Origin of the sequence: Pseudoflavonifractor phocaeensis (genome assembly GCF_016901735.1) — a bacterium.
Classification (GTDB): domain Bacteria; phylum Bacillota; class Clostridia; order Oscillospirales; family Oscillospiraceae; genus Pseudoflavonifractor_A.
Genome location: NZ_JACLZC010000156.1, coordinates 1 through 976, shown reverse-complemented (window position 1 = coordinate 976; position 976 = coordinate 1). Strand labels below are relative to the sequence as shown.

Annotated in this window: 1 protein-coding gene; it reads right to left on the bottom strand. The window is 59.9% G+C overall.

The genetic code is table 11. From position 1 onward, the window contains the following. Positions 1-976: fibronectin type III-like domain-contianing protein (locus tag H7U37_RS14990; RefSeq protein ID WP_204876962.1), on the bottom strand; the 976-nt coding region annotated here is incomplete at both ends.

Below are 976 nucleotides of genomic sequence, written 5' to 3'. Positions count from 1 at the left end.
TAGGTGGGATTCTTATGGGTGGCGGGGTCCTCATAGTTGAGGATGTAGCCGGCGTCGGCGTCATAGGTGCCGGCCTGCATGTCGTCCTTGGTCAGACCCAGCAGATTGGCGGCCTCTTCGGTGACCACGTCAGCGTTCAGGTTGATGGTGGCAGCCACAACGGTGTTTCTGGAGCTGTCGCCCACGCGGATGACGTAGTCGCCGTCCTCGAGAACATACTGCTCGTTGTTTTCGTCATAGCTGGACATATCAGCGGTGGCGAAGGTGACGGTCACGCTCTCGGTCTTACCGGCAGCCACGGCCACCTTCTGATAACCGGCCAGCTCCTGATAGGGCTTGTCGATGGAGCCGTCGGGAGCGGAGAAGTAAACTTCCACGACCTCCTGGCCGGCGACATCGCCGGTGTTGGTCACGTCGGCGGTGACGGTAATGGTGTCGGCATCGGCGGTCACGTCAGTCACGTCAATCTCAAAGTTGGTGTAGGACAGGCCGTAACCGAAGGGATAGGCCACATCCAGACCGAAGGTATCGAAGTAACGGTAGCCCACATAGATGTCGTCGGTGTAGTACTCCTCATAGGTGTTGCCGTCCAGATAGGAAAAGCCCTCGGCGGAGGGATAATCCTCGTAGTTGATGGCCCAGGTATCGGTCAGCTTGCCGGAAGGAGTCACGGTGCCGTTGAGCACTTCCACCAGCGCGTAGCCGCCGTTCTGGCCGGCCTGAGACATGAGGACCAGGGCGTCCAGGCCCTCGATCTGGCCGCGGTTGTGCGCGTCGTCGGCGTCATAGCCGCCCTTGCCGTTGAAGAAGTTGGTGTCGATGATGCCGCCGGCGTTGATGACGACGATCACGTTCTCAAACTTCTGACCCAGCAGGGTCAGGTTGTAGGCCTCTTCATCGGTCAGGTAGTAGTCGCCGCCTTCCAGCTTACGGTCGGAACCTTCGCCGGAGTTGCGGGCCAGGACATAGATGGCGG